General features: G+C 72.6%; 20 protein-coding genes and 1 tRNA gene. 8 read left to right on the forward strand and 13 right to left on the reverse strand.

What is annotated here, in order from left to right; genetic code table 11:
* Positions 1–36 precede the first annotated feature (36 nt).
* Positions 37–912, reverse strand: a complete 876-nt coding sequence (locus tag ABZX10_RS13325; RefSeq protein WP_355540101.1) for a DNA-formamidopyrimidine glycosylase family protein — start codon at positions 910–912, stop codon at positions 37–39.
* Positions 913–934: 22 nt separating this feature from the next.
* On the opposite strand from ABZX10_RS13325, the gene ABZX10_RS13330 reads away from it, so the two are divergent.
* Entirely contained in the window at positions 935–1,684 is a 750-nt protein-coding gene (locus ABZX10_RS13330; RefSeq protein ID WP_355540104.1) for a 3'(2'),5'-bisphosphate nucleotidase CysQ, read from the forward strand.
* 46 nt (positions 1,685–1,730) lie between these two features.
* On the opposite strand, the gene ABZX10_RS13335 is transcribed toward ABZX10_RS13330, so the two are convergent.
* Positions 1,731–2,177 carry a hypothetical protein gene (locus ABZX10_RS13335; protein WP_355540106.1) on the reverse strand — a complete coding sequence of 149 codons (447 nt, stop codon included), beginning with the start codon at positions 2,175–2,177 and terminating at the stop codon, positions 1,731–1,733.
* Positions 2,178–2,271: 94 nt separating this feature from the next.
* On the opposite strand from ABZX10_RS13335, the gene ABZX10_RS13340 reads away from it, so the two are divergent.
* A complete protein-coding gene (locus ABZX10_RS13340) occupies positions 2,272–2,844 on the forward strand; it encodes a TetR family transcriptional regulator (protein WP_355540109.1) in 573 nt (190 codons plus the stop codon).
* Here ABZX10_RS13340 and cobF read toward each other — a convergent pair.
* Positions 2,823–3,581: a precorrin-6A synthase (deacetylating) gene (gene cobF, locus ABZX10_RS13345; protein ID WP_355540112.1), complete on the reverse strand. Its 759-nt coding sequence runs from the start codon at positions 3,579–3,581 to the stop codon at positions 2,823–2,825. The two genes, ABZX10_RS13340 and cobF, sit on opposite strands and share 22 nt — an antisense overlap.
* Positions 3,578–4,213 carry a TetR/AcrR family transcriptional regulator gene (locus ABZX10_RS13350; protein ID WP_355540115.1) on the reverse strand — a complete coding sequence of 212 codons (636 nt, stop codon included), beginning with the start codon at positions 4,211–4,213 and terminating at the stop codon, positions 3,578–3,580. The genes cobF and ABZX10_RS13350 overlap by 4 nt, the downstream gene beginning before the upstream one ends.
* A 132-nt stretch (positions 4,214–4,345) precedes the next feature.
* Here ABZX10_RS13350 and ABZX10_RS13355 point away from each other — a divergent pair, with 132 nt between their 5' ends.
* A complete protein-coding gene (locus ABZX10_RS13355) occupies positions 4,346–5,353 on the forward strand; it encodes a hypothetical protein (RefSeq protein ID WP_355540118.1) in 1,008 nt (335 codons plus the stop codon).
* Between the two features lie 30 nt (positions 5,354–5,383).
* Here the strand turns inward: ABZX10_RS13355 and ABZX10_RS13360 are convergent, their stop codons facing one another.
* Positions 5,384–5,983, reverse strand: a complete 600-nt coding sequence (locus ABZX10_RS13360; RefSeq protein ID WP_355540121.1) for a pyridoxamine 5'-phosphate oxidase family protein — start codon at positions 5,981–5,983, stop codon at positions 5,384–5,386.
* A gap of 37 nt (positions 5,984–6,020) precedes the next feature.
* Between ABZX10_RS13360 and rnhA the strand changes: the two genes are divergently transcribed.
* Entirely contained in the window at positions 6,021–6,464 is a 444-nt protein-coding gene (rnhA, locus tag ABZX10_RS13365; protein ID WP_355540124.1) for a ribonuclease HI, read from the forward strand.
* Here rnhA and ABZX10_RS13370 read toward each other — a convergent pair whose 3' ends face one another.
* Complete coding sequence (locus tag ABZX10_RS13370) at positions 6,465–6,944, reverse strand: DUF2510 domain-containing protein (protein ID WP_355540127.1); 480 nt, start codon at positions 6,942–6,944, stop codon at positions 6,465–6,467. It lies immediately after the preceding gene.
* 18 nt (positions 6,945–6,962) lie between these two features.
* Positions 6,963–8,105: a metallophosphoesterase gene (locus ABZX10_RS13375; RefSeq protein WP_355540130.1), complete on the reverse strand. Its 1,143-nt coding sequence runs from the start codon at positions 8,103–8,105 to the stop codon at positions 6,963–6,965.
* Between the two features lie 82 nt (positions 8,106–8,187).
* Here ABZX10_RS13375 and ABZX10_RS13380 point away from each other — a divergent pair.
* A tRNA-Arg gene (locus ABZX10_RS13380) sits at positions 8,188–8,264 on the forward strand.
* Between the two features lies 1 nt (position 8,265).
* Here ABZX10_RS13380 and ABZX10_RS13385 read toward each other — a convergent pair.
* Genes ABZX10_RS13385 through ABZX10_RS13400 form a run of 4 tightly spaced genes read right to left on the reverse strand, consistent with a single transcriptional unit; the run spans position 8,266 to position 11,888 of the window.
* On the reverse strand, positions 8,266–9,849 hold the full coding sequence (locus ABZX10_RS13385; protein ID WP_355540133.1) for a VWA domain-containing protein: 1,584 nt from the start codon (positions 9,847–9,849) through the stop codon (positions 8,266–8,268).
* Positions 9,850–9,876: 27 nt separating this feature from the next.
* Positions 9,877–10,050 (reverse strand): antitoxin, encoded by a 174-nt coding sequence (locus ABZX10_RS13390; RefSeq protein WP_355540136.1) that lies wholly within the window; start codon positions 10,048–10,050, stop codon positions 9,877–9,879.
* 10 nt (positions 10,051–10,060) lie between these two features.
* Entirely contained in the window at positions 10,061–11,152 is a 1,092-nt protein-coding gene (locus ABZX10_RS13395; protein WP_355540139.1) for an MBL fold metallo-hydrolase, read from the reverse strand.
* A gap of 1 nt (position 11,153) precedes the next feature.
* On the reverse strand, positions 11,154–11,888 hold the full coding sequence (locus ABZX10_RS13400) for an enoyl-CoA hydratase (RefSeq protein ID WP_355540142.1): 735 nt from the start codon (positions 11,886–11,888) through the stop codon (positions 11,154–11,156).
* A 23-nt stretch (positions 11,889–11,911) separates the two neighbouring features.
* Between ABZX10_RS13400 and ABZX10_RS13405 the strand changes: the two genes are divergently transcribed.
* The gene (locus ABZX10_RS13405; protein WP_355540145.1) at positions 11,912–13,018 is read left to right on the forward strand and encodes an NAD(P)-binding domain-containing protein; all 1,107 of its coding nucleotides are present in this window, start codon (positions 11,912–11,914) and stop codon (positions 13,016–13,018) included.
* A gap of 645 nt (positions 13,019–13,663) precedes the next feature.
* On the opposite strand, the gene ABZX10_RS13410 is transcribed toward ABZX10_RS13405, so the two are convergent.
* On the reverse strand, positions 13,664–14,473 hold the full coding sequence (locus ABZX10_RS13410; protein WP_355540312.1) for an aldo/keto reductase: 810 nt from the start codon (positions 14,471–14,473) through the stop codon (positions 13,664–13,666).
* Between the two features lie 67 nt (positions 14,474–14,540).
* Here ABZX10_RS13410 and ABZX10_RS13415 point away from each other — a divergent pair, with 67 nt between their 5' ends.
* A complete protein-coding gene (locus tag ABZX10_RS13415) occupies positions 14,541–16,049 on the forward strand; it encodes a carboxyl transferase domain-containing protein (protein ID WP_355540148.1) in 1,509 nt (502 codons plus the stop codon).
* Positions 16,050–16,070: 21 nt separating this feature from the next.
* Here the strand turns inward: ABZX10_RS13415 and ABZX10_RS13420 are convergent, their stop codons facing one another.
* A complete protein-coding gene (locus ABZX10_RS13420) occupies positions 16,071–16,388 on the reverse strand; it encodes a LuxR C-terminal-related transcriptional regulator (protein ID WP_355540150.1) in 318 nt (105 codons plus the stop codon).
* 156 nt (positions 16,389–16,544) lie between these two features.
* Between ABZX10_RS13420 and ABZX10_RS13425 the strand changes: the two genes are divergently transcribed.
* A complete protein-coding gene (locus ABZX10_RS13425; protein ID WP_355540152.1) occupies positions 16,545–20,297 on the forward strand; it encodes an AAA family ATPase in 3,753 nt (1,250 codons plus the stop codon).

The following is a 20,297-nucleotide window of genomic DNA, read 5'->3' on the forward strand; positions in this document are numbered from 1 at the left end:
TTCACAAAGTGATGCCTATCCTTCGGGCGTTTTCGGCTATTTCAGAAGCTTCGACATCCGACGGTCCGCCAGGATCTTCCCGCCCGTCTGGCACGTGGGGCAGTACTGGAACGAGCGGTCCGCGAACGACACCTCGCGCACCGTGTCGCCGCAGACGGGGCACGGGCTGCCGGTACGGGCGTGCACCTGCATCCCCGAACGCTTCTCCGCCTTGAGGGTGGCGACGTGCTGCCCGACGGACCGGGCCACGGCATCGTCGAGCTCCGAGCGCATCGCGGCGTACAGGGCATCCGCCTGCTCCACGTCCAGCGATTTCGCCGCCGCGAAGGGCGAGAGCTTCGCCGCGTGCAGGATCTCATCCGAGTAGGCGTTGCCGATCCCCGCGATCGTCCGCTGGTCCCGCAGCAGGGTCTTGAGCTGCGCGCGGGAGCCCGCGAGGATCGCGCCGAACTCGTCGCGGCTCACGGCCAGCGCGTCGAGGCCCAGGGTGGCGACCATCTCGATCTCCTGCGGATCAGCCGCGATCCACACCGCGAGCCGCTTCTGCGTGCCCGCCTCCGTGAGGTCGAAGCCCTCCCCCTCCGGCCCGACGTGCACGCGGAGTGCGATCGGCGACTTGCCACCGGGTTTGAGCGGGGTCGGCGAGAGCTTGTCGGACCAGCGCAACCACCCCGCCCGCGAGAGGTGCACCACGAGGGAGAGCCGCTCACCGTCGGGCTTCTCGCAATCGAGGACGAAGTACTTGCCGATCCGGCGGGTGCCGGTGACGGTGGCCCCGACCAGGTCGTGCGGGCCCGGCGAGTAGGTCTTGAGGACGGACAGGGCGGCCACGTCGACCCGCCGGACCTGCGTACCGACGGCCTTGGCGCCCACGTAGTCCGCGATCGCGGTGATCTCGGGAAGCTCCGGCATGGGTCCAATCTAGTGTGGGGGTATGACCTTCTTCGGCCGTTCCGGCGGCGATCTGTCCGACATCGACCTCGCGGCCGAGATCGCCGACGGTGCCGGGCGCATCCTGCAGGCCATCCGGCACGGGTCGCTGCTGGACGACGGGGTGCTCGGAGACACCGGCGACCGGCTCGCGCAGGCCTGGATCGCGCGGGTCCTGCAGCGGTACCGGCCGCACGACGCGGTGCTCTCCGAAGAGGCACCCGACTCGACGGAGCGGCTCTCCGCCGAGCGGGTGTGGGTGATCGACCCGCTCGACGGCACCCGCGACTACGCCGCGCATCGCCCCGACTACGCGGTGCACGTGGCGCTGACGCAGGGCGGGCAGCCGGTGCGGAGCGCCGTCTCGCTGCCCGCGATGGGACAGGTCTTCCGCTCCGACACCGTGGTCGCTCCCACGGGCTCGCTGACCGGCAACCTGGCCCTGTCGCGCAGTCGCGCGACGCCCGGCATGTTCCGGGTGGCGGAATCGCTCGGACTCACGCCCGTCTCCCTGGGTTCCGCCGGGGTGAAGACGATGGCCGTCGTCACCGGGCAGGTCGACGTGTACCTGCACGCCGGCGGCCAGTACGAGTGGGACTCGTGCGCGCCCGTCGGCGTCGCGCGGGCCGCGGGGCTGCACTGTTCGCGCCTCGACGGGTCCGAGCTCACCTACAACAACCCCGACCCCTACCTCCCCGACCTCGTGATCTGCCGGCCGGAGCTGGCGGAGAAGGTGCTCGCCGCGTTGAACTGAGTACTCGGGGTCCCCGGTACTCGGGGTCCGCGCACGAACGTCGGGCTCAGCGGCGCCGGCCTCCCTCGACCCGGAGGTTTCCGGACGGTGCGCCGCTGGAGACGACGTTCGTGCGGCCACCCCGGGAACGTGCGCGGCGGGTGCCCTCGAACAGCAGCCCCGATGCCGCCGCCATGATCGGCCACGGGGTGCGGGTCAGCACGACGGCGCACTGCGCGGTCCACGCGGCGAGCGCTCCCGCGAGCAGGTACGACGGCGCGATACCGCGGCGGTCGAGCCGGAGGACCAACGCGCCGACCAGAGCCATCGGAACTCCGAAGCTGTTGAGCGAGAACCAGTACGCGCTGCTCGCGGGTTCCGGCGCGCCCAACTCCTCGTTCCGGATCCCGCCGCCGAACCAGGTGCGGGCGTTGCCGCGCCCCTTGAAGCCGAGGGCGAGCACCGTGTGCGCCACCCCGAACACCACGATCAACCGACCGGCCCACCTGATCATCGGATCCTCCTCGAGTTATACGAATACGTATAACTCGAGGATGACACGTTGTACGCGACCGCACAATAGGATCGGGGGGACGAGAGGAGGCGCGATGGGCGCCCTGCGCACGCCACGGGCGAGATGGGTCGAGGCCGGGCTCGCAGCCCTGGCCGCGGGCGGGGTCGACGCGGTGCGCGTCGAGGCGCTCGCCACGTCGCTCGGCGTCACCAAGGGCGGGTTCTACGGGTTCTTCGCCGACCGTGATGCCCTGCTCACGGCGATGCTCGACACCTGGGAGGAGGAGACCGTCGACGCGGTGATCCGGCAGTCGGCGGAGGCGACCGAGAACGCGCTCGATCAAGTCCGGGTCGCGGGCCGACTCACCTTCTCCGAGCGCCTGCTGCCCATCGACCTCGCGGTCCGCGACTGGGCTCGGCGCGACGACGCCGTGGCCGCCCGGCTGCGTCGCGTCGACAACGCCCGGATGCGGTTGCTGCGGGACGCGATCGCCCTGGTCTGCGACGATCCCGACGAGGTCGAGGCGCGCGCCTTCCTCGCCTTCGCCGCAGCGATCAGTAGCAGTCTGCTCGCGGCGGATCACCCGGGAATGACGCGCGCGCAGGTCGCGCGTCGCGCAGGGGACCTCCTCTTCAGCCGCGACGATCAGGGGCGGCGGAGCAGGTAGACGTCCATGATCCAACCGTGCTTCGCGCGCGCCTCGGCGCGGGTGCGGGCGATGAGCTCCCCCACCTCGCCCACGGCACCGTCGAGGAGGATCTCGTCGGGGGTGCCGAGGTAGGCGCCCCAGTAGACGTGGTCGTCGGGCCGGGCGGTCTCGCGGAAGGTGCAGTCGGCGTCGAGCATGACGACGGTGTTGCGGCCGTCGTCCTCGCGCAGCCGGCGGCCGGTCGTGATGTGGATCGGCTCGCCCACCCGGTTGAGCAGGATCGCGTGCGCCGCCGTGAGCGCCTGCACGCTGGTGATGCCGGGGATGACCCTCGGCGTGATCGGCAGTTCGTCGGCGACCCGCGAGAGCACCCGCAGCGTCGAGTCGTACAGCGACGGGTCGCCCCACACCAGGAAGCCCGCCGAGCCACCCTCGGGCACGTGCTCGACGATCGCGGCGGCCAGCGCCGCGGCGCGGGCGTCGTGCCAGTCCGCGACATTGGCGGCGTAGGCACCGTCGGGCCGGGACGCGCCGCGCTCGGCCGAACGGTCCCGGGGCGGATCGGGCACCAGGACCACCCGAGCGCCCGGGGCGTGCCGATCGACCAACGCCTGTCGCATCGCGGTCAGCGAGGACGCCGCGGCCTTCTCGAGCACGAACAGCGCGTCGGCGGCGCGCATCGCGTCCACGGCGCCCAGCGTCAGATGGGACGGGTCGCCGGCGCCGATGCCGATGACCAGCGCGGTGCGGCTCACGCGATCGGCTCGCTGTACATGTTCAGGGTGGCGGTGAGCAGGTCGATCCGGTTCTGCTTGAGCGTCTCGCTGGTCGGGTCGATGACGCAGTACGACGCGGTGCCCTCGTGCACGGCGAGCAGCGCGTAGCCCAGCGCCTCGGGCCTGGTGACGCGGCGGCCGGCGGCCTCGAGGACGTGCATCACCGTCGGGATCATGTTGGCCAGCAGCATCTGCTGCGCATCGCGGACCGTCTGGTTGAGTTCGGGGGTCCGGGTGCACAGCGCCACGAAGTCGGCGTTGACCCGCTGCCAGCGCTCGTTGACGGGGATCGCCCGCACGGCCATCTCGATGAGCTTGCCGTAGTCGGCGCCCTGCACCGTGTAGGTCTCGACGACCTTGGCCATGATGTCCATGATCCACTGCACGTGGAACCGCCAGACCTCGATGAACAGCTCCTCGAGGCTGGTGAAGTTCGAGTAGAAGGCGCCCCGCGTGAACCCGGCCGCCTCGCACACCATCTTCACGGTCGTCGAGCCGTAGCCGTACTGCGCGAACACCAGGTACGCCGCCCGGATCAGCCGCCGACGGGTCTTCGCGCGCCCCTTCGGGTCGTCCGTCTGCTGCAGCGCCGCAGTCACCCGATCACCCACGTGGGACAGATTGCGAGTGGCTGTGTCATCGGCTCAGTGTACCCGTCAGTAGCCATCGATTCAGCCGGACTTTAAGCGGCCGCCAACCGCAGCCGCCTAGCGTCGTGGACGACCCGCCCGAGGAGGCCCGCAATGCCCGATTCCACGCCCGCTCCGCAGCGAACCGGCACCGTGCCGCGCCTCGCCGGGCTCGTGCTCACCGCTGCCGGCGCCGCCGGCCTCGTCGCGTCGGCGTTCCTGACCTGGTTCACCGTGACCGCGACACTGCCCGAGGTCGCGCGCACGGTCGGGCTGCCGGCGGAGGTACGCGCCGAGGTCACGGGCGTCGGCGCGGTGACGATGCCGTCGGTCGGGGGGCGGGACGTCTCCTCGGTCGTGCCGGTCAACGCCGCGTGGGCGGGCTGGTCCGTGATCGGCCTCGCGGCCGCGGCGCTGCTCCTCGCCGCCGTCGCGGCGTTCGGGCCGGTTCGGCTGCGGCGCCCGTTGGCCGTCGCCGCGGGCGCGTGCGGACTCGGCGCGCTCGGCGTCGGCGCCTACGCCCTCATCGCGCCGATCGGCTCGCAGAAGGTCACCGTCGAGGGCCTGAGCCTGACGGTCGACACCGCCGCCGCGGTCGGGCCCTACGTCGTCGTGGTCGGCGCCGTGCTGGTCCTGCTCGGTACCCTCGCGCTGCTCCTCGCCCGACGGTCCGCCCCTGCCGCGGCCCCGCTGCCGCCCGTCCCGGCGCCGCCCTTCGCGCCGACCGCGGCGCTGCCGCCGCAGGCTGCCCCGGCACCGGCGCAGCGTCCGGTCCCGGACCCGAGCTGGGCCCGCCCCGTCGCACCGCCGATACCCGCACCGGCCGCCGCACCGGCCCCCGTACCGGCCCCCGTACCGGCACCGGCGACTGCGCCGGCGGCGATGGAGGAGCACAACACGGCGGTGGCGCCCGTGGCGCGGCGTCGGCCCCAGCCGGACTGGGACCGGAACTGGCCCGCCGGCGCCCCGCAGCCCCGGAAGACCGGCCCGATGGCACCGTCGGAGCAGCACACGGTCGTGGTCAAGCGGCCGCCGCGCCCCGTGAAGGTCTCGCCGAAGCCCGAGACCGAGGCGATCCCCCGCCGCGATCCGCGGTTCGACGGCCCGACCCAGCCGCTCTGACGCCGAGCGCCCGGGACACGGCGAGCAGCGTCAGCCCTCGAGCTCGGCGACGCGGGCGCGCAACCGATCGATCTCGGCCTGGAGCTCGGCCTCCCGCTCAGCGGCCACCTTCTGATACGCGGCGCCCAGCTGCTTGAGGTAGTCCCGGTCGAAGCGCGGGATGATGCTGCGCTGACAGTTCCAGTCGTAGGCCTCGACGGCGATCTCGATGGTGCGGGCCTCGTCGGTCTCGATGATCGTGCCGCGGCCGAAGACCTTGAGCCGGATCCTGCGCGGGTAGTCGACGAAGAACATGGCGAGGCGGTCGTCGGCGTCGAGGTTGCCGAGGGTGACGAACTGCCGGTTGCCCGTGAGGTCGGTGAACCGCAGCCGCCCGGTGGCCGGGTCGTGTCGCACGAAACCTGCGGGCCCGCTGCGGTACTGCAGGTAGGGCCACCCCGTGGGGGTGACGGTGGCGAGGCAGAACTGGTCCGCGCGGGAGATCACCAACAGCTCGCGATCGGTGAGGTCCTGCGGACCGTCGTCCGGCCGTTCCAGCGCGCCGGCGTACCCGGGCGGGCCGCCGCCCCGCCGCTGGCGATCCACCGCGCCCGGACCGAAGGCGAGGTGGTGGTAGTGGTTGTTCGGCACCGCTTCACGGTAGCGCGCCCCGCTAGGATGGCTCCCCGTGGCGGAAGAGATCGTTATCTACACGGACGGCGCGTGCCTGGGCAATCCCGGTCCGGGCGGCTGGGGCGCGGTGCTGCGGTTCGGCGACCATCAGAAGGAGCTCTACGGCGCCGAGAAGGACACGACCAACAACCGCATGGAACTCATGGGCGCGATCTCAGCGCTCGAGGCGATCACGCGCCCCATGCCCGTGGTGCTGTACACCGACAGCTCGTACGTGAAGAACGGCATCACCAAGTGGGTGGCCGGCTGGAAGCGCAACGGCTGGAAGACCGCCAACAAGCAGCCGGTGAAGAACGTCGAGCTGTGGCAGCGCCTCGAGCAGGCCGCCGCCCGATACGAGATCGACTGGCGCTGGGTGAAGGGACACGCCGGCAACGAGGGCAACGAGCTCGCCGACCAGCTGGCGTCGCGGGGCGCGCAGGAGGCGCGGGACTCCTGATCACTCGGTGCGTTCAGAATTTCGGGTTCGGCGGGCCGACGATGCTCGCCGCGCACCTCTGGGGCCCGAAAACCCGACATTCTGAAACACCCCCTGCCTGCGGGCGGTCCTCGGCCGTGGCGCGAGCCGGGGCGGGGCGTCCGACCGGCGCGTGACGACCGGGACCGCGCCGGGCTCCGCGAACCGGCGGGTCCACTTGTCACCGCTCCACCAGCGCATCCGCGCCACGTCCTCGGGATCCGGGTACCAACCGGCGGGCGCGACGGGCGGCGGGAGATCCGCCTTCTTCGGCAACCGCAGCCCAGTGGCGACGGCACGCCCCGCGGTGGCGGCCCGCTGCGCGGTGGAGACGCGCTGGGACGTCGAGGCCCGCTGCCGCGACGGATCGGCGGCGCGTCCCTTCGCGCCGCGTGTCGGGGCCACGCTCACCCGGATCGGACCGACCTCGGTACTCGCGCGCACCTGCATCCGACCGGCCATGTGCCGATTATGCGCAGGTCAGGCCGCGCGCAGCTGAAGAATCGCGATCTCGGGCGGCGCCGCGACGCGCACCGGCGGCCCCCACGCACCGGCGCCGCGGCTGGTGTAGACGGGCATCCCGTCCACCTTCTCGAGCCCCGCCACGGCAGGCTGCTGCAGTTTCACGAGGTACCGGAAGGGCCACAGCTGGCCGCCGTGCGTGTGCCCCGCGACCTGCAGATCCGCCCCGCGCTTCGCGAACTCGCGACCCTGCACCGGCTCGTGCGCGACGGCCAGCGCGAAGCCTGCGGGGTCGACGCCGGCGAACGCCGCGTCGTAGTCCACCGCCAGCGGCGGCGCGCCCTTGCGGTCGTTCACGCCGACCACGGTGATCGCGGCACCGCCGCGCTCGAGCCGCACCGACTCGTTCACCAGCGGCCGCACCCCCACGTCGCGCCAGCGCTGCACCCAGTTGACGGCGTCGCCCGCGTAGTACTCGTGATTGCCGGTCACCGCGAACACGCCGAGCGGGGCACGCAGCCCGCGCAGCGGAGCCAGGTCCTCACCGATCTGCGCGACCGTGCCGTCGATCATGTCGCCGCCGAGGATCACCAGGTCCGGCGCTTCGGCGTTGGTCCGGTCCACGACGCCCTGCACGAACGTCCGGTTCCGGACCGGGCCGGCGTGGATGTCGGTGATCAGCGCGACCTTCAGCGGCCCGAACGCCGCGGGCAGTGACGCCAGCGGCACTGCGGTGTGCGTGACCCGCGGGGTGGCCGCCTCGACCAGGCCGTAGAGCGTGGCGGCGACGGCGCCCGCCACCCCGGCCAGTGCCACGACGCGGCGGAGCGGCGCACCGTCGAACCCGGGCCGGACGAGCCGGACCAGGCGGGTGAGCACCCACAGCACACCCAGCACGAGGAGGGTGAGCAGCAAGTAGAAGACCGTGGCGAGCCAGGTCAGGCCGGCCGCGCTGATCCAGCGCACACCCTCGGGGGCGATGCGACCCGCGCCCGCGAGCAGGCCGACCGCCGCGGCCACCGTGAGCGCCGCCGCGGCGACGCCGGCGAGGGTGCCCGCGATGCGCGCGGGACGGCTGGACCAGCGTCGTACGACACGCCACTGGATCAGTGCCAGCGACGCCAGAGTGACGATCAGAACCACGATGACGCCGGTGGGCACGCGCGTCTCCCCCTCGTGCTGGTGCAAACTCGGACATCCGAATGTACCCGGTGCGGCGCACGTGGCTAGAATCGTGCCGCACGCCCTCGTAGCTCAGTCGGATAGAGCGGATCTCTCCTAAAGATCAGGTCGCAGGTTCGATTCCTGTCGGGGGCACCAGCTATTTCGCGCGCTTGGCGATCGCCGTCACGAAATCGGTGAGCATCTGCTCCTGCGTGTCGGCCGACTGCGCGGTACCGCCGGTGGCGTCCGCGATCTTCCTCAGCGCCGGCAGATCCGCGTCCTTGCTGATGCCGACGGTGTGGATGTTCACCGGGCGGGCCGGGTCCACGAGCTTGCGCAGCTCCGCGACCAGTTGCTCCAGCGTGGTGCCGCCGTCCTTCTCGTTGCCGCCGTCGGTGAGCAGGATGAGCGAGTTCGAGTAGGCGGGGTCGAAGTCCTTGACGGCCTGCCGGTACGCGGCGAGCGTCGTGTCGTACAGGCCGGTGCCGCCGCGCACGCGACCGGGGAGCGAGTTCACCCCGTCGAGAAGCACCTGCCGCTGGGTCTTGTCACCCCGCTTGTCGGAGAGCCGCGCGGTGGGCACGACCTCGGTCCAGTCCTTGCCGCCGTTCGGGGCGAGCGAGAAGGTCCACAGGCCGACGGCGTTCGCGTCCGGGATCTGGGTGACCACCTTGGTGAAGCCCGACGCCAGCATCCCGATGCGGGTGGTGGTGCCGACCTTCTCCTCCATCGAGCCGGACGTGTCGACCACGACCAGCGTCTTGAGCGGCACCTCCAGGGTGCTGAAGGCCTGCAGGGCGTGGGCCAGGAGCTGTGGGTTCGGGTCGGGGAGCTTGGTGACCGCTCCCACGCCGCCCGACGGTGCCTCCGCCAGGTCGGTGCCGCGCAGACCGTCGCGGGCGAGGGCCGCGCGGCCGTCCGCGGAGGCGAAAGCCCTCGCGAGGCGCTGGCCGGCGTCCTTCGCGACGGGCAGCCGGTCGCCGGTGGCGGTGACGGCGAGCAGGAGTTCGTCCCGCGGCGTGCCCGTCTTGGGCACGCTCGCCGCGACATCGCCCTTGGTCTTCTTGGCCGCCAGGTACGCGTACTCGGGGACGACCACGACGCCGCCCGCGTCGGCCGCCGCCCGCACGGGTTCGCCGCTGACCCGCTTGGCGGCCTGCGCGTACTGCGCGAGCGCGACGTCGAGGCCCTGCAGGTTGCCGCCCGGCGCGCCCGCCTCGGCGACGCCGACCACGACGGGCCCGTCGGCGTACGGCGAGCCGGAGGGCACGGCGCGGATGCTGGCCTGCGACATCGCCTCGAGCCAGCTCGCCGGCTGCGGGATGCTCGCGCCCGCCAACACGATCGGGGACGCGGCGACCACGGTCGTCGGCACCTCGCGGCCGAGCTGCGCCGACACCGCGTCGGACCGGTTGCGCGAGGGCGCCAGCCACAGGTCGGCGCCCTCCCCGCCACCGGCGAGCCGGCCAGCAGCCTCTCCGTCCGGCACCTCCGCCACGGCGAAGGTCGTGCACCGGTCCGACGCGAGCGACGCCTGCGAGCGCACCGCCGGAGCGAGCGCGGGATCTGCCATCACGGTGACGGTGTGCTGGGCGCCGCACCGCTCGAACCGCCCGCTCACGATCGCGACGACGCCGGCCACGAGCACGGCGACCAGCCCCGCGCCGAGCAGGATCCGAGCGAGGTTCCGCCGGCGCCGCGGCTCCGCGGCCGAGTCACCCGGCGCGTAATGACGACCCATGAGTGCAGTGACGCTCTTTCTCGTGTGTTACTTCTGTGCGTCGCCGCCGACGAACTTCTTCGCCGCGTCCTGCGCCCTGTCGACCTGGGCGGCGAACTTGCCGTCGGTCTTGCCGTCGACGAAGTCACCGGCCTTGTCGATGAGCCCCGGGTTCTTCCCGAGAGCGTCCTTGGCCTTGTTCGCGAGATCCTTGAAATCCATGCCGCTCAGGCTAGCGGACCCGCTGCCACCAGTCCCGCGGACCAGGGGCGATCGCACCGTCGACCCTGCCACCCGGCATGGGGATCACGGTGGTGACCCCGGCCTCCTCCGCGGCGGCGAGCAGCCGCTCGACGGGCTCGGACCACTCGTGGAAGGCGAGGTTGAAGGTGGCCCAGTGCACCGGCACGAGGGGCGCGCCCGGCTTGGCGATCAGCTGATGGATCGCGACGGCCTCCTCCGGGTTGGTGTGGATGTCGGGCCACAGCGGGTCGTACGCCCCGATCGGCAGCAGCGTCAGGTCGAACGGGCCGAAATGGTCGCCGACGAGCTTGAACCGTTCGGTGAAGCCGGTATCGCCGCCGAAGAACACGGCGTGCTCCGGGCCGACCAGCGACCACGAGGCCCACTGGGTCGAGTTGCGGGTGAGGCCGCGGCCCGAGAAGTGCCGGGCCTCGGTGCACACCACCTTGAGGCTGCGCCCGCCCTGCGTGAGCACGTGCGCCTGATCCCAGTCGAGCTCGACGATCCGGTGCTCGGGGACGCCCCACGCCCGCAGGTGCCCGCCGACGCCGATCGGCACGCAGAAGGGCACGTCCCGGTCGCGGGTGAGCTCGTCGATCGTGGGCAGGTCGAGGTGGTCGTAGTGGTCGTGGCTGATGACCACCGCGTCGATCTCCGGCAGCGAGCTCAGCGCCACGGGCACCGGGTGCAGCCGCGCCGGCCCGATCGTGGGCGACGGCGAGACCCGCTCGCCCCACACCGGGTCCGCCAGGACGCGGAAGCCGTCGACCTCGATCAGCACGGACGAATGCCCGTACCAGGTGACGGCCAGGTCGGAGGCCTGTTCCGGGCTCGGGTCCGCGGCCAGCGGGATCGGGCCCGACGGTGCGCCCAGCCCGCGCCGGGCCCGCCCCACGACGCCGCGCGCGATCTTCGCCGCGTCGAACCGCTGGTGCGGGCTGTCGGGGTCGGTGTTGGTGTAGACGGTGTCGACCTGCGCGCCCATCGATCGTTTGAGGCCGCTCGCGGCGCGCAGCCCCGCGGCGCCAGCGATCCCCGCGGCCGCTCCGGCGGCGAAAGTGACGACGTTGCCCAGCCGCATGTCAGCGACCCTGAAAGCGCGGCTCGCGCTTCTCGAACCGGGCCATGATGGCCTCCTTGATGTCCTCCGAGTCCCACACCGCGCGCAGCCGGGCCTCCTCGTCCTCCGTGAGGGGCTCCCGCGCGACGTCGTTCTTGAACAGCGCCTTGTAGTTCTGCAGCGACAGCGGCGCGAGCTTGGTGATGCCGCGGGCGAACTCGAGCGCCGCCTCGCGGTCGCCGATGGCGTTGGCGAAGCCGAGCTCGGCCAGCTTCTCGGCCCCGATCGTCTGCGCGGCCATCAGCACCCCGCGGGCGTGGCCGCCGCCCACCAGATCCTCCAGGCGGCGCAGCGTCCACTTGTCGATGGTGACGCCGAGCTTCGCGGCCGGGATGGCGATCGAGGCACTCGGGTCCAGCACGCGCAGGTCCGCGACCATCGCCATCTGCACACCCGCCCCGTACGCCGGCCCGTTCAGCGCCGCGACGACGATCTGCGTCATCGACTCCACCCGCTGGTAGAACCGGATCACCCGGGTCATGAAGTCCTTGTCCAGCACCGCGCCCGACCGCAGATCCGCCCCCGCGGAGAACACCGTTCCCTGCCCGGTCAGCACGATGACGAACGCCCCGTCGGCCTCGGCGCGGTCGAACGCCGCCTCCAGCCCGTCCATGATCTCCGGGTTCAGGGCGTTCCGCGCCTCGGGGCGCTGGAACTCGATGACGGCGACCTTCTCCTCCAGCGTGTAACCAATCATGGCCCGCAATCTACCCTGGGGAGATGACACGCGTCGTGGTGGTCGGTGCTGGCCAGGCCGGACTTTCGGCCGCGTACTACCTTCCCCGGTTCGGCATCGACGACGCGGTGATCCTCGATCACAACTCGGGTCCCGGCGGGGCGTGGCGACAGCGCTGGCCGTCGCTGACGCTGCGTTCCGCTAATCGCGTCCACGACCTGCCGGGATGGGGCCTGCAGGACGCATTGGGGACGCAGTGCGACGACATCCCGGCCTCGACCGGCGTCGCGGAGTATTTCGGCGAGTACGAGGAGCGCTTCGACATCGACGTCCACCGTCCGGCGCATGTGGCGTCGGTCTCACGGACCGATTCGGGGTACCTCGTCGCCGGGCACGGGATCGCCGGGCCGTTCGAGTACCGCACCGAGGCCGTCATCAACTGCACCGGCACCTGGGACAGCCCGTTCTGGCCGACGGTGCGCGGGGCCTCGTCGTTCCGCGGGGTCCAGTTGCACGCGCACGACTACCGCACCGCCGAGCCCTTCGCCGGGAAGACGGTGGCCGTGGTCGGCGCCGGCATCACCTCCGTGCAGTTGCTGCTGGAGATCTCCGAGGTCGCCGACACGATGTGGTTCACGCGACGCGAGGTGCAGTGGGACTCGACGCCCTTCGATCCGGCCAAGGGGCGCGCGGCCGTGGCCCGCGTCGAGGAGCGGGTGCGGGCCGGCCTGCCGCCCGGCTCGGTGGTCTCGGTGACGGGACTGCCGCTGACGCCCGCGCTGCGCGCCGGCATCGAGTCGGGGGTGCTGGTCCGGCAGCCCATGTTCCGCGAGCTCACGCCCGACGGTCCGCTGCTCGCCGACGGTTCCGTCGCGGCGGCCGACGTGATCCTGTGGTGCACCGGCTTCCGCTACTCGATGGATCACCTGGCGCCGCTCGGTCTGCGATCGCCCGGCGGCGGCATCGTCATGACCGGGCGGCTGGCGACCGAGGTCGCCGGTGAGCCGCGGCTGCACCTGCTCGGATACGGGCCGTCGGCGTCGACGATCGGGGCGAATCGAGCAGGACGCGAAGCGGCGCGGGCGGTGGCTGAGGTGATCGGGGACGGTGCCCGGCAGCCGGGCCGAGCGGGGGCACCGCCGCTCGCTTAGAACTCGGACCGCTCGCCCAGCGGCTCGGGTCCTCCCATGCGCTCGTCGACGGTGTCCCCGCCCGTCCCTCGCTCGTCCGTGGCCGCGTCCGGCAAGACCGTCGTCTCGTCGGGGCCGTGGGACCGGGCGCTTCATGTGCGGGCGGCTCTCCGATTGTGTCCGAGATGGACAAGGCCCCCCTTTCGAAGGGTTCTGCGATGTTCGGCCGTCGGATTCGTCGCAGAACGCTTCGAGAAGTGTCGGTGGGGTGGTGGAGCCGTGGTGTGGCGTCGTCCCACGCGCCGCGCCGAATACCCACCCCGGCGTTCCGTCCCCCATCAGGCGCCGTTCCTCCGGTGCGGGCTCGAACGTCCCCCGCTCGACGCCGAATCCCCCATCGGACGCCGGCGTCGCCCCTACCGCGCGTTCGCTCCCCCACTGAACGCCGGTTCTCCCCCATCTGCGGCCGACTCCCCCACTGAACACCGATTCCCCTGCGGCACGCCGCGTCTCCCCCACCCGAGGCCGAATCCCCCACCGCACGCCAGCGGTGCGAAGCGTCAGTAGGGACGTTGTCCGATTCGGACAGGATCCGAGAGGCGCGGAAGAGGCGCCGTCGAACCCCGGGACCATGGTGGCGGTCCCGGGGGTGGCGGGGTGTGGCGGTCAGCGGAGGTTGAACTCCGCAGGGTCGGGGCCGATGCGGGAGCCGGAGATCGCACTGATCCGCGCGACCTCGTCGTCCGTCAGCGCGAAGCCGAAGACGTCGAAGTTCTCGGCGATGCGCGAGGGCGTCACGGACTTGGGGATCACGACGTTGCCGAGCTGGAGGTGCCAGCGCAGGATCGCCTGCGCCGGGGTGACCCCGTGGGCGGCGGCGACCTCGACGACCACCGGGTCGGCGAGCGACTCGCCCTGCCCCAGCGGAGACCAGGCCTCGGTGGCGATGCCGTGCTCGGCGTGGAAGGCGCGCAGCTCGTCCTGCGGCAGGCCCGGGTGCAGCTCGATCTGGTTCACGGCCGGGGTCTCGCCGGTCTCGTCGATGACGCGACGCAGCGCCTCGACGGTGAAGTTGCTCACGCCGATCGCCTTCGCGCGACCGGAGTCGCGGATCTGCTGGAAGGCCTTGAAGGTGTCGACGTAGCGGTCGTACTCGAGGACGGGCCAGTGGATGAGGTAGAGGTCGACGTACTCGGTGCCGAGGCGGCCGAGGGAGGCGTCGAAGGCGCGCAGGGTCTCGTCGAAACCCTGGTCCGCGTTCCACAGCTTGGTGGTGAGGAAGACCTCGTCGCGCGCGAGCCCGCTCTCCGCGATCGCCCGGCCGGTGCCGGCCTCGTTCTCGTAGACGCGAGCCGTATCGATCGATCGGTACCCGACGCGCAGGGCCTCCGCCACGGCGTCGCGGGCACCGTCGTCCGACACCTGCCATACGCCGAAGCCGAGCTGGGGGATGGAGGTTCCGTTGTTGAGCTTCACGTTAGGTACGGTCATGACCTTGTGCAACGCGTCCGTCGGCCGAGGTGTTCCCAGTAATCTGACAAACATGGCGATCACGGCGCAGGACCTCATCGATGCGATCCTCGACCGTGGCACCTTCACCAGCTGGGACGGCCCCCTGCTCGACGTGCACCCCGACGCCGCGTACGCCGCCGACCTGCAGCGCGCCCGGGAGACCTCGCACCACGACGAGGCCGTCATCACCGGCGAGGGTCGCATCCGGGGCCAGCGGGTGGCGCTCATCGCGTGCGACTTCGCCTTCCTCGGCGGATCGATCGGCGTCGCGGCCGCGGAGCGGATCGTCTCCGCCGTCGAGCGCGCGACCGCCCTGCGCCTCCCTCTCCTCGCGACCCCGACCTCCGGCGGCACCCGCATGCAGGAGGGCACCGTCGCGTTCCTGCAGATGGTGAAGATCTCCGCCGCGATCACGCTGCACAAGCAGTCGGGCCTGCCCTACCTCGTCTACCTGCGCGACCCCACGATGGGCGGCGTCTTCGCCTCCTGGGGCTCGCTGGGGCACGTCACCATCGCCGAGCCCGGCGCGCGGATCGGTTTCCTCGGCCCGCGGGTCTACGAGGCGCTGCACGGCGAGCCCTATCCCGACGGCGTCCAGACCGCCGAGCACCTCTTCGAACGCGGGCTGATCGACGGTGTCGTGCCGTTGCGGTTCGTGCGGCTGCTCGCGCACCGCACGCTGCGGGTGCTCGCCGGTGCACAGGACGCCGACCCGTTGGCGCCGCATCTGGGCGTGCGCGAGGAGCTCGCGGCCGGCGACGACGGCGCGTCGGCGTGGGACTCAGTGCGGATCAGCCGCGAGGTCGGGCGGCCCGGGGTCCGCGCCTTCCTGCGGCACTCCGCCACGGACCGGCTGCCGCTGTCGGGCACCGGCGAGGGCGAGACCGACCACTCGCTGCTGTTGTCGCTGGCCCGGGTGCAGGGCTATCCGTGCGTGGTGGTCGGGCAGGACACGACACGCGCCGACGGCCAGGCCCCGCCGCTCCTCGGCCCCGCGGCCCTGCGCGCAGCGCGGCGCGGCATGCGACTGGCCGCGGAGTTGAGCCTCCCCCTCGTGCTGGTCATCGACACGTGGGGCGCGGCCCTGTCCCCCGAGGCGGAGGAGGGCGGTCTCGCGGGGGAGGTGGCGCGCAGCCTGTCCGATCTGGTCACCCTCCGGGTCCCGACGGTGTCCGTCCTGCTCGGCCAGGGGACGGGCGGCGGTGCGCTGGCGATGCTGCCCGCCGACCGGGTGCTGTGCGCGCAGCACGCGTGGCTCGCGCCGCTGCCGCCGGAGGGCGCGAGCGCGGTGATGTTCCGGGACGTCGAGCACGCTCCCGAGATGGCCGAGAAACAGCGGATCCGTGCCGCGGATCTGCTCGCCGACGGCATCGTCGACCGGGTCATCCCGGAGCGCCCGAACGCGGCCGATGAACCGACGGACTTCTCCCGCCGCGTCGGACTTGCAGTCAGTGAATCGCTCGCGGAGCTCTCACTCATCCCGGATTCGATCCGGATCAGCCGGCGACTGGACCGCTACCGGTTCCTCGGCACCCCCTGAGCGGAGCGCGGACGGGGCGCGTCACCAATCCCGCAGGTCGGTGTAGCCGTCCTCGAGCATGCGGGCGAACAGCGCCGTCTTGGACCGCGCTGCGCGGTGCGCGGCGGTGTACTTGGCACGAACCCGCGCGATGTGCGTGGCGACGGTGGCCGGGCTGATGAAGAGCAGGCTCGCGGCGCCCTCCTTGGAATCGCTGGCGAACCACGCGAGCAGCACCTCGACCTCTCGCGCGGAGAGCGGGGGCTCCACCGTCAGCGGGGGTTCCACCGGCGGCGCGCACTCCGCGGCCGTCCGGTCGATCCGGCAGCCCGGATCCTCGACCGTTTCCATGATCGTCATCTCGCCCCACTTCGATCGTTCCCACCATCCGCCCGGCGGATCTTCTCGGTCAACCCTCGCATCGTCGCCCCCGAATTCCCCGACCGTACGCATTCTTCGTACGATCTCCGTACGACGACCAGGGTCAATGGCGACGTTTCGGGGGGAAGTCGGGAAATGGCATCCGAAAGCAATCGGCCTTCGCGGCCCGATCCCGGCACGGTGGATTCCCGCGCCGAGCTCGGCGCCGTGCTGCGGGATCTGCGCGACGCCGCAGGTCTGACGGTCCGCGAACTCGTCGAGCAGGCCGACGGATATCTCGGCACCGTCTCCGGCTGGCTGTCCGGCGCGCACGCCCCGACGGCGGCGAACCGCGATCTGTTCGACCGTGTATTGACCGTGTGCGGAGTTCCGGAATCCGAATTCGGCGCGTGGTGGGACGCGGTGGCACGCGCCCGAGTTCGTTCGCGCACGAAAGCGCCGACTCCATTGAATTCTTCCCCGTACCGGGGTTTCGAGGCATTCGAGATAGCGGATGCAAAATACTTCTTCGGGCGGGACGCCGACGCCGATGCGCTGCGCCGGAGGATCGACGACATCGCGGCCGGCCGGGCGCCGCGCCACCCCGTCGTCGTGGTCGGCGGCAGCGGCATCGGCAAGTCCTCAGTGGTGCGGGCGGGCCTCGCTCGCGCGGTCGACGGCGCGGCGGGCTGGGACCACGTCGTGATCACGCCCGGCATCGAGCCGATGGCCTCCATCGACGAGGCGCTCGCCGCACTGCGCGAACGATCGGCGCCGAACCCCGTCCTCGTGATCGATCAGTTCGAGGAGATCTGGACGCAGGGCACGGGCGACGACGCCCGCGCCGTCCTGACCCGCGTCCTCGACCTCGCCGCCGCCCCGCCCGTCGTGGTGCTCGTGCTGCGCTCGGACTTCCTGGACCGGCTCGTCGCCCAGGCCGGGTACGCCGCCGTGGTGGGGGCGGGCCCCGTCGTCATCGGACCGCTCGACCGGACGGGCCTGCGCGCCGCGATCACCGGCCCTGCCGACCGGATGTCGCTCACCGTCGAGCCCGGTCTGGTGGAGCTCCTGCTCGACGACGCCGAGGCCACCGGTGATGCCGCGGGCGTGCTGCCGCTGCTGTCCCACTCCCTGTTGACCACCTGGGAGCGGTCCGGGCGATCACGGCTCACCGTCGAGGGGTACCTCGAGACGGGCCGCCTGGCGGGGGCCGTGGAGAAGACCGCCGAGGCGGTCTACGACGGGCTCGACGAGCCCGGCCGGGCGACGATGCACGACCTGCTGCTGGGCCTGATCAACGTCGGCGCAGACCGCGTGACCCGGCGCATCACGCCGGCCGCCGAGCTCGAAATGGACGCCGACGCGGAGGCGGTCCTGGACCGCCTGATCGAGTCGCGCCTGGTCACCGTCGGCGACGACGGCGTGCAACTCGCCCACGAGGCACTCGTGCAGGCCTGGCCACGGCTGTCGCAGTGGGTCGACGAGAACCGCGCCCGTCTGCGCCTCGAACACCGGATCCGGGTCGCAGCGGCACACTGGACGCAGGCCGGCGAGCCGCCGTCGCTCCTGCTCTCGTCGGGGATGCTGGACCTCATCGAGTCGCTGTCGGTGGAGCGCCCGAGCCGCTGGGGCGAGGCGGAGCGCCGGATGATCGCCCAGAGCGCCCAGCGCCGCGAGGACCGACTGGCCGGCGAACGGCGCCAGGTCCGCAAGCTCCGCACGGTCGCGATCACGGCGGCCGCGTTCGCGGTGATCGCGGCCCTGGCGGCGACGATGGCCTGGATCGGGCTGGCGAACACCGCCCGCGCCCGGGACGCCGCGGCGCAGGCGCACGACGAGTCGACCAGCCGCCAACTCGCGCTGGAGTCCCGCCGCCTGCGGCCGCGCGACTCCGCACTGGCCGCGCAGCTGGCCGTCGCGGCGTACCGGATCTTCCCGACCGTCGAGGCCCGGTCCAACCTGCTCGACACGCTGTCGGACCCGCTGGCCACGCGGCGGATGATCGGCGGCGCCTTCGAGGTCGCGGCGGCGCCGTCCGGCACCGTCGCGGCCGTCCGCGGCGAACGCCGGATCGACCTGTACCGGGTCGAGGCCCACGGCCTGGGCGACCGGATCGGCGGGGCCGACATCGATCCCGGGCCGCTCCCCGGGTCCGGCCTCTCGTTCACGCCCGACGGTGCGACGCTCCTCATCGGCACCGGCCGCGGCGTGCTCACGGTGGACGTGCGCGACGCGGCCGCGCCGAAGCCGGGAGGCATCGTCGACGTGGGGCGGCCGGTGGTCCGGCTGTCCGTCGCGGGCGACGGTCGCACGATGCTCGCCTCCCGCGCCGACGCCCCGCCGGTGCTGGTGCAGCGCGACGGCCGCACCGTCCCGTTCCCGGACGACGGGTACGCCGAGACCCAGGCGGCGGTCGCGCTCAGCGCCGATGCCCGGCTGGCCGCGGTGTCGGCGCCGGGGCGGGGCATCGAGCTGTGGGACGTCTCCGGCCCCGTTCCCGCGCGGCGCGGGAACCTCCCGCTGAGCGGCGCGTCGAACCAGGCGGTCCGGATGGCCTTCCACGGGTCCGCGCTGGCCGCGGGCCTGCGCAGCCGTGAAGCGGTCGTCGTCGACACCGCCGACCCGGCGGCACCCGTCCTGCGCCGGACCGTGTCCGGGTTCACCAGCTACGTCAACGACGTCGAGCTCTCCCCCGACGGTGCGCGGCTGGTCGCCGCGAGCTCCGACGGTCAGGTCCGAGTGGTCCCGCTCGCCGGCGACGACCCCGAGCTCGTGTTCACCGGTCCCGAACCGATCGGCGTGGCGACCGTCGCCGGGGACACCGTGCTCGCGGCGGCCGACGGCGGCGTCCTGCGCAGTTGGCCGCTGCGCACGGCGGCGGTCACGCTCGGGTCCCGCGGCGTGTTCCAGATCCCCGTGCACGGTTCCGAGGTGCTGGTGGCCAACGGCGGCCCCGACTCCGCGGTCGGCCAGTGGCGCACCGGGTCCGGCCCCGAGCTGCTCCGTTCCGGTCCGGACCTGGCGGCACCGTCGGGCGACCTGTTCTCCGGCGCGCTGGCGGTGACGGGTGACGGGGAGGCGGCGCTGGGCACGGCCAGCGGGCGCGTGTACCTCGCGGACCTGCGCGACCGCGCGCACCCGCGACTGTCCGCGACCGGAGCGCCGGCGCTCGGGTCGATCGTCGAGACGGTCGCCGTCTCGCCCGATGGGCGCACCGCCCTCGTCGGCGGACTGTCGACGTCGCAGGTCGCGGTGCTCGACACCACCGACCGCGCCACACCGCGCGTGGTCGGCAGGCTCGACGTGACCAACGGCGTACCGTCGGTGGGCTTCCTGGACGACCGGACGGCGGTGCTCGGGACCGCGGGCGGCGATCTGGTCCGGGTGGACCTGCGCGAGCCGGCTGCGCCCCGGGTCGTGCGCACCACGCACGTGTTCGAGGCGTCGGTCGCGGCCCTGGCCGTCGCGCCCGACGGACGCACCCTGCTGCTCGCCGCGTCGGGCGGCGGTCACCTCGCGCAGGTGAAGGTCTCGGTGGACGGCGACCCGCGGATCACCCGGTTCGGCGGGCCCAGCGGCTCGGTCAACGGCGCGGCCTTCTCCCCCGACGGCACGCGGCTCGTCGTCGCGTCCAGCAGCGGTGAGGCGCGCCTGTTCCACCTGTCCGACGGTGCCGCCCCGGCACGGGAGGCGTCCCTCACCGTGGACGGCGCGATCCTCTACGACGCCCGGTTCACCGGTGACGGCTCGATGATCGTCGCGTCCGGCAACAGCGGGCGCCTGCGCACCTGGGATCTCGACCCGCAGCACGTCATCGACACCGTCTGCTCGTCGCACTCCGCGCCCATCACCACGGAGGAATGGGACCGGCTGGCGCCGGGTGAGCCGTACTTCCAGCCCTGCGGGTGA

Origin of the sequence: Tsukamurella sp. NPDC003166, assembly GCF_040611135.1 — a bacterium.
Lineage (GTDB): Bacteria > Actinomycetota > Actinomycetes > Mycobacteriales > Mycobacteriaceae > Tsukamurella.

What these genes read in the sequence shown, in the direction of transcription:
- ABZX10_RS13420 (WP_355540150.1), bottom strand. Translation starts at nt 16,388, where the DNA reads ATGACGATCATGGAAACGGTCGAGGATCCGGGCTGCCGGATCGACCGG.
- ABZX10_RS13395 (WP_355540139.1), bottom strand. Translation starts at nt 11,152, where the DNA reads ATGCGGCTGGGCAACGTCGTCACTTTCGCCGCCGGAGCGGCCGCGGGG.
- ABZX10_RS13385 (WP_355540133.1), bottom strand. Translation starts at nt 9,849, where the DNA reads ATGGGTCGTCATTACGCGCCGGGTGACTCGGCCGCGGAGCCGCGGCGC.
- ABZX10_RS13335 (WP_355540106.1), bottom strand. Translation starts at nt 2,177, where the DNA reads ATGATCAGGTGGGCCGGTCGGTTGATCGTGGTGTTCGGGGTGGCGCAC.
- ABZX10_RS13330 (WP_355540104.1), top strand. Translation starts at nt 935, where the DNA reads ATGACCTTCTTCGGCCGTTCCGGCGGCGATCTGTCCGACATCGACCTC.
- ABZX10_RS13415 (WP_355540148.1), top strand. Translation starts at nt 14,541, where the DNA reads ATGGCGATCACGGCGCAGGACCTCATCGATGCGATCCTCGACCGTGGC.
- ABZX10_RS13425 (WP_355540152.1), top strand. Translation starts at nt 16,545, where the DNA reads ATGGCATCCGAAAGCAATCGGCCTTCGCGGCCCGATCCCGGCACGGTG.
- ABZX10_RS13325 (WP_355540101.1), bottom strand. Translation starts at nt 912, where the DNA reads ATGCCGGAGCTTCCCGAGATCACCGCGATCGCGGACTACGTGGGCGCC.
- ABZX10_RS13340 (WP_355540109.1), top strand. Translation starts at nt 2,272, where the DNA reads ATGGGCGCCCTGCGCACGCCACGGGCGAGATGGGTCGAGGCCGGGCTC.
- ABZX10_RS13405 (WP_355540145.1), top strand. Translation starts at nt 11,912, where the DNA reads ATGACACGCGTCGTGGTGGTCGGTGCTGGCCAGGCCGGACTTTCGGCC.
- ABZX10_RS13370 (WP_355540127.1), bottom strand. Translation starts at nt 6,944, where the DNA reads ATGGCCGGTCGGATGCAGGTGCGCGCGAGTACCGAGGTCGGTCCGATC.
- ABZX10_RS13355 (WP_355540118.1), top strand. Translation starts at nt 4,346, where the DNA reads ATGCCCGATTCCACGCCCGCTCCGCAGCGAACCGGCACCGTGCCGCGC.
- ABZX10_RS13400 (WP_355540142.1), bottom strand. Translation starts at nt 11,888, where the DNA reads ATGATTGGTTACACGCTGGAGGAGAAGGTCGCCGTCATCGAGTTCCAG.
- ABZX10_RS13390 (WP_355540136.1), bottom strand. Translation starts at nt 10,050, where the DNA reads ATGGATTTCAAGGATCTCGCGAACAAGGCCAAGGACGCTCTCGGGAAG.